We start from the raw sequence: 9,422 nt of genomic DNA on the forward strand, positions 1-9,422 counted from the left end.
ATTTCCCCAATGTGGTTTGACGAATATGTTTATTTGAGCGTGTGGTTAAAAATGGTGGGCCCCGACCGTCCGCGGTCGAGGCCGACGATGCTTCGTTTCACCCCTCGGCCGAGGTGGCCAGGTCCGCGGCCGCCTGCCGCAGTGCGTGGCGGCAGGCCGTGATCGCTGGGTGCCGGCTGCGGCCCCGGCGTACCGCGGTGAAGACACGGCGGGCGCGTTGGCCACGGGGGAGCTGTCGCACCGCGACGGTCGGGGGTGCTCCGTTCCATACGAGGCCGGGGAGCAGGGCAGCGGCGTGGCCCCGCTCGACGAGGCGGAGATGGATCAGGAGGTCCGTGGTCTCGAATCGCACATCGGGCTCGAAACCGGCGTTCCGGCACAGGGTCATGGCCCAGTGGCGGGCGGCCGTGTCCTCGGGCTCCATGGCCCAGGGATGGCCGGCGAGCGAGCGCAACGCCGCCGTGGGGCCGCCCCTGGGATCGGGCCCGGTGCTGCTCCGCTCACCGGCCGGTGCGGGCAGTGCGAGGTGGAGGGGGTCATCGAGCAGATCCTCCTGCTCCAGACCGGGCGGCCGGGGGTAGGGGTTGCCCGGGTACTCCTCGGCGACGACCAGGTCGAAATCGCGCGCTTGAAGCGCGGGGATCGCCGTTTCCGGTGGCATCTGTGTGACGTGCACCCGAAGGCCGGGATGACGGTCGCGCAGCAGGCTCAGCATGCCGGGCGCCAGGGCGAGAGTGGCCGTCTGGAACGAGGCGATGCGCAGGGTGCCGGTCAGATCGGTCAGGGAGGTGGCGATGTCCGCCTCGGCGTGCTCCAGGCGCTCCAGCACCGCCTCGGTATGGGCGACGAGGATCTCCGCCTGCTCGGTGAGCCGCACCCGCCGGCCCACCGGCTCCAGCAGCCGGACACCGACCTCCGCCTCCAGCTGGGACAGCTGCTGGGAGACGGACGAGGGGCTGTAGGAGAGCGCGGCGGCGACGGCCGCGAGGGTGCCGCGGTGCTTGAGTTCGCGCAGCAGACGCAGTCGGTGCAGGTCGAACACGGGGTGCGGCTCCTCTTCCCTCGCTGCGGATCGTCGGCCGGGCATCCTTGCGAAGGGCCCCACGATTCATCGGTTTCGCCGATGAATATAGATGGGAAACATTCGCTGGACCGATGGGAGCTGCGGGCCGCACGCTGGCTATGTGCCTGCTTACGTTTCCTCCACCGGCGAGCCGCCGTGGTTCGCCCGCCCCGCAGCCCGGGCCTGGACCTGTCCGCCCGCCCCCACCGAGGTACGGGACTTCCATGCCGCCCTGCCCGGCTACGCCCCCACCCCGCTCACCGAACTCCCATCAGTGGCCGCCGAGTTGGGGGTCGGGCGGGTCTTCGTCAAGGACGAGTCGTGCCGTCTGGGCCTGCCCGCCTTCAAGGCCCTGGGCGCGTCCTGGGCCGTGCACCGCGCCCTCGCCGCACGGGCCGCGCACGGCGCTGCCACCGCGCCCGTCACCCTGGTGAGCGCCACCGACGGCAACCATGGCCGCGCCGTGGCCCGGACGGCGCGTCTGCTCGGCCACCGCGCCCGGATCTTCGTGCCGCGAGGTGTCCATCCGGAGGCCGTGGCGGCCATCGCCGCCGAGGGGGCGGAGGTCTCCCAGGTCACGGGCGCGTACGACGAGGCCGTGCGCCGGGCGGCCGAGGCGGCCGCCGCACCGGGCGCGCTCCTGGTCCAGGACACCGCCTGGCCCGGCTATGAACGGATACCGGGCTGGATCGTCGAGGGCTACTCCACCCTCTGCGCCGAAGTCGACGAGCAACTGGCGGCCGCCGGAGCGGGGACGCCCGGCCTCATCGCCATCCCGGTGGGGGTCGGTTCGCTGGCCCACGCCGTCGTCACCCACTACCGCAGCCGCCCGGCCGGGCCGCCCACGTCGCTGCTGTCGGTGGAACCCACGGCCGCCCCCTGCGTCATCGAGAGCCTCACGCGTGGCGAACCGGTCAGCGTCACCACCGGCGAGACCATCATGGCCGGACTGAACTGCGGCACCCCTTCCAGCATCGCCTGGCCCCAACTGCGCGACGGGCTCGACGCGGCCATCGCCATCCCTGACACCGCGAGCGCCCGCGCGGTCGGCGACCTCGCCCGGCTCGGCATCTCCAACGGCCCCTGCGGCGCCGCCTCGCTCGCCGGGCTGCGGGCCGCGCTCACCGGCGACGGCGCCGACGAGCGCCGCGCCGCCCTGGGCCTCGGCCCCGCCTCCACCGTCGTGCTGCTGAGCACGGAGGGCAGCGCGGCCAACCCCGCCGCCACCACCGCGGACAGCTGAAAACCCATCCGCGTCCGACCACCCGTGGGAGAACGAACATGACCGGCCCCGCCCCCGACACGATCACCGTCAACGGCCACCGACTGTGGCAGTCGCTGATGGACCTCGCCGAGATCGGCGCGTACGACGACGAGCGCACCGGTCTGCGCGGGGTGAACCGGCCGGCCCTCACCGACGCCGACGCCGCCGGGCGGCGTCAGGTCATCGCGTGGCTGGAGCAGGCCGGGCTGACCGTCCGGATCGACCGGATGGGCAACATCTACGGCCGCCGCGAAGGCACCGACCCCACGGCGGCGCCCGTACTGACCGGGTCGCACATCGACAGCGTGGCCACCGCCGGTGCCTTCGACGGCTGTCTCGGAGTCCTGGGCGGCATCGAAGTCGTGCGGACCCTCGACGAGCGGGGCATCAGCACCCGCCGCCCCATCGAGATCGGTGTCTTCACGGAGGAAGAAGGTGTCCGCTTCGGCACCGACATGCTCGGCAGCGCGGTCGCCGCCGGGCGCCTCTCCCTGGAGTACGCCCACGCCCTGACCGATCGCGACGGCCGTACCCTCGGCGGCGAGCTGAGCCGCACCGGCTTCCACGGCCCCGCCGATGTGCGTCTCGACCCGCCGTACGCCTACGTCGAGTGCCACATCGAACAGGGTCCCGTGCTCGCCGAGAACGATGTCCAGGTCGGTGTCGTCACCGGCGTTCAGGGCATCTCCTGGCAGGAGATCACCATCCACGGCCGCGCCGCCCACGCCGGTACCACCCCGACCCATCTGCGCGCCGACGCCGGCCTCGCCGCCGCCCGGATCGGTGTCCATCTGCGGTCCATGGTCGACTCCGGTGGCTACGGCGAGCTGCGCGCCACCGTCGGCCACCTGGCCGTCCATCCGGACCTGACCAATATCGTCCCGGCCCGCGCCGAGCTCACCGTCGATCTGCGCAACCCCGACGATGCAAGGATGGCCCGCGCGGAGGAGGACCTCGCGGCCTTCCTGCGCACTCTGGAGGACGGCACGCCGGGGCTCACGCTCACCACCCGGCGCATGGCCAAGACCGCGTACGTGCCCTTCGACGAGCGCGTCCAGAAGGTCATCGCGCAGGCCGCCGACGACCACGGCCTGGAACACATCTCCCTGCTCTCCGGCGCGGGACACGACGCCCAGGAGATCGCCGCGCTCTGCCCCACGGCGATGGTCTTCGTGCGTGGTGAGTACGACGGCATCAGCCACAACCCCCGCGAGTACTCCACCCCCGAAGCGTGCACCCACGGTGTCAACGTCCTCGCGACCACCCTCCTCCGGCTGGCCACGCAAGGCCCGTCCTGACGGGCGTGCCGGTCAGGTGAGCATCGCGGCGAAGCGCCGTGCGAAGAGATAGGCGTCGCCGGGCCAGCGGGCGGAGAGGTAGTTGCCGTCCTGGACGACGAACGCGGGGGTGTCATCGGTGGCCGTGCCACGGCGCCGCAGCTCGATGGGTCCGCGTTCGAACTGGGCAGGGTCGTCCAGGGCGGCGACGACCTCGTCCTCGACGTAGGCCGGGTAGGTGCGGTAGTAGCGGCCGCGTCGCCAGGCCGTGAGGTAGTACGCGGTCCGCTCCATGTAGCCGGGCAGACAGGTGGTGCGCCGGTCGGCGAGGACACCGCGGCCGGTGGCCGGGTCGCGGGTGCGGGCCAGGGCGAGGACGCCGTGGCAAATGGCGCCCACCGGGCGGTCCAGCCGCCAGAACTCCGCGATCTTCTCGCGCAGGAGGCCGGAGCCGAGGTACTGGCGCATCCCGGGCGCGTGGCCGCCGGGCAGGATCAGCCCGTCGTACGCCTCGGGCCGGAGATCCGCCCACGCCACGGGGTGGCGGAAGGCGGTCTCGCCGGTCAGCTGCTCGTAGAACTCCTTGGGCTCGGGCTCCGCACCGAGTTGCCCGAAGAGCACTCCCGTGAGCAGCAGCGGATCGGCGGCGGGTGGGCCGTCGCCGTGTTCGGTGGCGAACACCACCTCATGGCCGAGGTCGGTCAGCAGCTTCCAGGGCACGGCCACCTCGGTGACGTCGAAGTCCCGGTCGGGCAGGGGGAGGAGGATACGCACGAGGACTGCCTACCACAGGACTGGCGCCCCTGCCCCGGCGCGACGTGGTACCGGGGCAGGGGGCCAGGGTCGGCAGCTGGATTACTTCCAGATGGAGTCGACCCACTCCGGGTGGTCGATGAACGGGTTCCGGTTGTGCTGGAAGCTGTCGAAGATGACCTCGTTGCGGTTCTTCTCGAAGTCGTCGGGCGGGTCCTCGGCGCTCCACTTCTTCAGTACGGAGAGACGGCCGATGTTGGGCGCGGAGCCGTTGTCGACCTTGTCGTTGGGCTCGAGGTCGGGGAAGCCGTCGTCTCCGTCGTAGCGGACGGCCATGTAGAGGATCATCCGGGCGACATCGCCCTTGACCTGGTCACGCGGTTCGAAGGAGTCGTCGTCGGTGCGGTTGCCCGGGGCGTCGGGTACCTCCTCGCCGCCGTCGTCGAAGTCCTTGTTGCCGCGGGTGCTGTTCACCTTCACATTGGCCGGGCGCAGATGGTGCAGATCGGTGCCGGGCCCGGTGGCCGTGCCGAAGTCGCCGTGCGACTTCGCCCAGACGTGCTCGCGGTTCCAGTCGTCGGGGTCGCTGCCGTTGGCGTCCTTGGCCTGGGAGCGGCCGGAGTAGAGGAGGATGACGTTCGACGGGTTGTCCGGGTCCTCGTCCGTGGACTTCAGCGCGTCCCACACCTCGTCGTAGGACAGCTTGGTCTGCTCGCTGATGATCGTGTGCAGCGCCGCCTTCAGCTCCGGGCCGCTCTTGCCCGTCGCGTCCTGGTAGTAGTCGTCGGGCGCCTGCACGGCCGTGGGCCGGGTGGTGTCCGCGGTGGCCGGTGTGTTGGCGACGGCGACCGAAGGGGCGGCCACACCGGCCGCGGCCACGACGGCCAGCAGGGGAAGGCGCCGTGACCGGCGCGCGCGATGAGTGGACATGATGTGGGGGGTGTCCTCTCCGAGACGAGTACCCGGGCTGCCAACTGGCGCCGCGAGTACGGACGTTCAAGGCACAAGCTCTCGGAGACTCGCATGTGTGACGCCCGAACGCGTGTACGCGATGTGCCCGTTCCGCGTGAATCCGGTGAACGCCCTGGGGCCGCGGAGAGCGCCGACCGACGGGTCTGCCGTCGGGCCGGATCAGCGGAGCTGGCAGTATCGGCGTATGGCTGAACAGATCATCGCCGCGTGTGACGGGGCATCGAAGGGAAACCCCGGGCCCGCGGCCTGGGCATGGGTCATCGCCGGCACCGACGGTGAGGTGGAGCGCTGGGAGGCCGGGCCGCTGGGTACCGCGACCAACAACGTCGCCGAGCTGACCGCGTTGCGAGAGCTGCTGGAGTCCACCGACGCGGGCGTGCCGCTGGAGGTGCGCATGGACTCGCAGTACGCGATGAAGGCGGTCACGACATGGCTGCCCGGGTGGCGGAAGAAGGGGTGGAAGACCTCCTCGGGGTCGCCGGTGGCCAACCGCGAGCTCGTGGTGCGCATCGACGAGCTGCTGGCCGGCCGCACGGTGGAGTTCGTCTACGTTCCGGCGCACCAGGTCGACGGCGACCCGTTCAACGCGGCCGCCGACCGGGCGGCCAGCCACACGGCCCGTACCCAGCAACCCGCGGGCACTTCGCTCGGCTCCGCCCTGCCACCGCCCGAGGCCCAGACGGGGACGCGCTCGGCCGGTCGTGGTGGCACGGCGCGCCCGCGTACGGCGGCGGCACAGGGACAGGGGAGGGGCACCGGCTCAAAGAAGGCCACCGGCTCAAAGGGGTCCATCAAGGCGAAGTTCCCCGGCCGGTGCCGCTGCGGTACGCCCTACGCCAAGGGCGAGAGCATCAGCAAGAACCCCGACGGCTGGGGCCATCCATCCTGCGCCACCTGAGCCACGGGGCGGATCACGGTGGGGAGAAGAGCGTGGGGAAGCGAGGTGCGAGCCAGGGCTTGCGCCCCCATGTGAGGACGCGGCCCCTGGCGACGGCGCTCCACGGTCCGAGGCGGCCCAGCGCCATGAGGAGGAAGGCCACGGGCTCGGTGAGGATGGTGCAGTCCGGACGGCTCGGCGGGCGCGGTGTGACGGTCACCGCGCCGTCGGTGAAGGTGGCGCCGAAGCAGGCGCCACCCCTCAGATGGATGGCGTAGCGGGCGGTGAGCCCGGCGGCGGCACTGGTGTCGAGCACCCGTGGCATGGCCGTGGTGAGGAAGGGCAGGGTCAGCTCGACCCGGGCCCGGTCGAGCATATGCGGGCTGCCCAGCGCACGGGCGAGGTCATAGCCGTGGCCGAGCATATGGGTCAGCAGATACGACCCCAGTACCTCAAGGCTCATCGGGCCCATCGGCGTGACCAGTTCGCCGTGTGACGCGTGTGACGCGTCTGACGCGGGCCGGGCCGCCGACCGGAGGAAGGCGTCGGCCTGCTCCACGATCATGGCGGCCAGCGGCTCGGCCCGGCGCTCGGCGAACACGGCGAGCGCGCGCTGGTTCGCCTCCGCCAGCCCCTGCGGTGTGCCGTCCCCGTAGCCGCGTTCCTTCCCGTCCGCGAGGTGTGCCATCAGCTCATTGGCCTGCGCCAGATGCGCCGCCGCCTCCCCGACCGTCCACCGCGACCCGGGCACCGGAGCCCCGGTGTCGGACGCGCCGCGCAGCGCGGCCGCGATGTCGGCCGCGGTGGCGCGTATCGCCTCGTCCAGCCCCGCGGGCCACGTCCCGCCGTCGCTCTGCCCGTTCACCGATTCCACGCACTCTCCCTACACCTGGCCGGGAAGCTCCCCCCGGGGTACGTACGGTGCCACGTGTCCCACGGTCGCCGATATCGCATCGCGGGTTACGGTGTCAGTACGATCCTGCCGAACACCTCGCCGGTGTCCATCTTCCGGTGCGCCAGCACGGCTTGCTCCAACGGCAGCAGCTCGTGCACCACCGTACGCAGCTCGCCGCGGCTCGCGGCGTCGAACTGCTCGGTCCGTACGGCACGACGATCGGGCTCGGCCACGGTGTCGGAGCTGAAAGTGGCGAACGACATCGACTTCCGGAACGCCGCCATCATCGTCATACCGAAGTCCGCCGGTGGCATGCCTCCGACCGCGCCGACGGCCACCATGCGACCGTTCGGGTTGAGCTTGGCGAAGCAGGACGGCATGTCCGCGCCGGCGATGATGTCGATGATGACGTCGTAGCCGGAGGGAGCGTTGTCGCCTCCCTCGCCGGAGCGGTCCAGCACATGGGTGGCGCCGAGCTTGCGCAGCCGATCGCCACGCTCGGCCGACGACGTCGTGACCGTCACCGCCCCGGCACCGCCACGCGCCGCGAGCTGGACCGTCATGATGCCGAGGCTGCCGGCCGCGCCCCGCACCAGCACCGACTCGCCGGGGGCGAACTGGGCATGGGACAGGCCGAAGTGGGCCACGATTCCGGAGTTCCCCAGCGTCACCGCGTCGACAGCGGAGAGGCCCGGGGGGAGGGGGAAGACCTCCTCGACGGGGGCGCTGGCCTGCTCGACATAGCCGCCGCCCACGCCGGTGAACGCCCACACGCGCTGGCCGACCCATGACGTATCGACGCCATCACCGACCGCGGTCACGGTGCCCGCCACCTCGCTGCCGGGGATATGGCCTTCCTTGAAGCCATAGGTGGCGAGCGTCCCGCGGCGGATCACGGCGTCGGAGCCGCCGACCCCGATCGCCTCGGTGGCGATCAGCACCTGTCCGGCGGCGGGAGTCGGGACGGGGAGGTCGATCACTGCCAGACCTTCGGGAGGTCCGAACGCCTGGATCGCGACTGCCTTCAAGGTCGTCTCCTTGCTCTGGGATGGATGGGGCCGGTGGGATCGACGGGATCGGTGGGATCGATCGGAACCGGCCCGAGGGACGCTAACGGACGCCCCCGTCCACTTGGCTAAAGTGAGAGCGGTGACCGACCGTTTGCCTCACTCCCTGCGCTCCGACGCCTCGGACAACCGGGAGCGCATCCTCGACGCGGCCCGCGCGCTGTTCGCCGCCGAAGGGCTGAAGGTGCCGATGCGGGAGATCGCCCGGCACGCCGGGGTCGGCCCCGCCACGCTGTACCGCCGTTTCCCGACCAAGCAGATGCTGGCCACCGAAGCTTTGGCGGACGAGATGCGCGTATGTCGCGCCATCGTCGACGAGGGACATGCAGAGCCGGATCCGTGGCGCGGCTTCTGCCTCGTGATCGAGAAGACCTGTGAGCTGCACGCCCGCAGCCGGGGCTTCACCGAAGCCTTCATGTCGACCTTCCCCGATGCGATGGACTTCGTCGCCGAGCGTGAATACGCGCTGAGATCGATCGCCGAAGTGGCCCATCGCGCCAAGGACGCCGGCCATCTGCGTCCCGACTTCGTCCTGGACGACCTGGTCCTGATGCTGATGGCGAACAGGGGCATCCACACCACGTCGAAGGCCGCCCGGGTGGCGGCATCCCGGCGCTTCGCCGCGCTCGTGATCCAGGCATTCCAAGCCTCGCCGCAGCACTCACCGCTGCCGCCGGTGGCACGCTTGGCACCCGCGGCACCAAGCAAGATCACGTAAAGACATGACTCAGGGCCGACCGGCCCGCATAGTGTTCCGGCGGTCGGCCGCCGGAAGAGCGAGGAATCCGGAGGGTCGGGCATGGGCCTGTGGGACAGGGCGCTGGATGCCGCGGGGGTCGGTGATCCCAATCTGCGCGAGGACTACACGCAGCAGCGGAAACTGGTCGCGGGCTACCGGCGCAGCTCCTACCTCGCCGTGCGCCTGCTGCTGCCTCCGCCGTTGCTGCCGCATGTGATCGCGGCGACCGCCTTCATGCACCGCACCGACACCCTCCTCGACAGCGGCCCCGTCGCGGAGCGCGCCGGGGCCTGCGCGGAGTGGGTGAAGGAGGTACGTGACGGCCTGGCCGGTGGCGAAAGCGACCATGCCGCCGTACGGCCGCTGCTGCACACCCTCTCGGCGCACCCCGGAATGCGGGGCCGGGGGGGGGGCTGGCGCGCACCGGGCCGCCGTGGGGGGGGTGTGCACGCGGTTGGCCCCGCAACGGGCGCAACACCCGAACGGGACGCCGATGTGCGACCCGCCGTTGAGAG

10 protein-coding genes are annotated in these 9,422 nt (G+C 71.4%); 5 read left to right on the plus strand and 5 right to left on the minus strand.

Annotated features, from left to right (window positions below; all coding sequences use genetic code 11):
- Positions 1-97: 97 nt before the first annotated feature.
- Positions 98-1,042 (minus strand): LysR family transcriptional regulator, encoded by a 945-nt coding sequence (locus ACFXB5_RS24400; protein ID WP_385211455.1) that lies wholly within the window; start codon positions 1,040-1,042, stop codon positions 98-100.
- 142 nt (positions 1,043-1,184) lie between these two features.
- Here ACFXB5_RS24400 and ACFXB5_RS24405 point away from each other — a divergent pair, with 142 nt between their 5' ends.
- On the plus strand, positions 1,185-2,306 hold the full coding sequence (locus tag ACFXB5_RS24405; RefSeq protein WP_385211456.1) for a diaminopropionate ammonia-lyase: 1,122 nt from the start codon (positions 1,185-1,187) through the stop codon (positions 2,304-2,306).
- A 38-nt stretch (positions 2,307-2,344) separates the two neighbouring features.
- Positions 2,345-3,625, plus strand: a complete 1,281-nt coding sequence (locus ACFXB5_RS24410) for a M20 family metallo-hydrolase (RefSeq protein WP_385211458.1) — start codon at positions 2,345-2,347, stop codon at positions 3,623-3,625.
- A 12-nt stretch (positions 3,626-3,637) separates the two neighbouring features.
- On the opposite strand, the gene ACFXB5_RS24415 is transcribed toward ACFXB5_RS24410, so the two are convergent.
- Positions 3,638-4,378 carry a type 1 glutamine amidotransferase domain-containing protein gene (locus ACFXB5_RS24415; protein ID WP_385211460.1) on the minus strand — a complete coding sequence of 247 codons (741 nt, stop codon included), beginning with the start codon at positions 4,376-4,378 and terminating at the stop codon, positions 3,638-3,640.
- A gap of 81 nt (positions 4,379-4,459) precedes the next feature.
- Positions 4,460-5,287, minus strand: a complete 828-nt coding sequence (locus ACFXB5_RS24420; protein ID WP_385211461.1) for an endonuclease I family protein — start codon at positions 5,285-5,287, stop codon at positions 4,460-4,462.
- 226 nt (positions 5,288-5,513) lie between these two features.
- Between ACFXB5_RS24420 and ACFXB5_RS24425 the strand changes: the two genes are divergently transcribed.
- Entirely contained in the window at positions 5,514-6,227 is a 714-nt protein-coding gene (locus ACFXB5_RS24425) for a ribonuclease H (protein ID WP_385211463.1), read from the plus strand.
- Positions 6,228-6,240: 13 nt separating this feature from the next.
- Here ACFXB5_RS24425 and ACFXB5_RS24430 read toward each other — a convergent pair whose 3' ends face one another.
- Both ACFXB5_RS24430 and ACFXB5_RS24435 read right to left on the minus strand, forming a co-directional pair.
- Complete coding sequence (locus tag ACFXB5_RS24430; RefSeq protein ID WP_385211465.1) at positions 6,241-7,080, minus strand: maleylpyruvate isomerase family mycothiol-dependent enzyme; 840 nt, start codon at positions 7,078-7,080, stop codon at positions 6,241-6,243.
- A gap of 86 nt (positions 7,081-7,166) precedes the next feature.
- Complete coding sequence (locus ACFXB5_RS24435) at positions 7,167-8,129, minus strand: zinc-dependent alcohol dehydrogenase family protein (RefSeq protein WP_385211467.1); 963 nt, start codon at positions 8,127-8,129, stop codon at positions 7,167-7,169.
- 121 nt (positions 8,130-8,250) lie between these two features.
- Between ACFXB5_RS24435 and ACFXB5_RS24440 the strand changes: the two genes are divergently transcribed.
- Entirely contained in the window at positions 8,251-8,886 is a 636-nt protein-coding gene (locus ACFXB5_RS24440; protein ID WP_385211468.1) for a TetR/AcrR family transcriptional regulator, read from the plus strand.
- Positions 8,887-8,967: 81 nt separating this feature from the next.
- On the plus strand, positions 8,968-9,422 hold a 455-nt coding region (locus ACFXB5_RS24445; RefSeq protein ID WP_385211469.1), incomplete at its 3' end, for a squalene/phytoene synthase family protein.

Origin of the sequence: Streptomyces sp. NPDC059455 (assembly GCF_042750115.1) — a bacterium.
GTDB classification, from domain to species: Bacteria; Actinomycetota; Actinomycetes; order Streptomycetales; family Streptomycetaceae; genus Streptomyces; species Streptomyces endocoffeicus.

Bases quoted from the DNA above. Each gene is read 5' to 3' on its own strand.
- ACFXB5_RS24410 (WP_385211458.1), top strand. From the start codon at position 2,345: ATGACCGGCCCCGCCCCCGACACGATCACCGTCAACGGCCACCGACTG.
- ACFXB5_RS24425 (WP_385211463.1), top strand. From the start codon at position 5,514: ATGGCTGAACAGATCATCGCCGCGTGTGACGGGGCATCGAAGGGAAAC.
- ACFXB5_RS24420 (WP_385211461.1), bottom strand. From the start codon at position 5,287: ATGTCCACTCATCGCGCGCGCCGGTCACGGCGCCTTCCCCTGCTGGCC.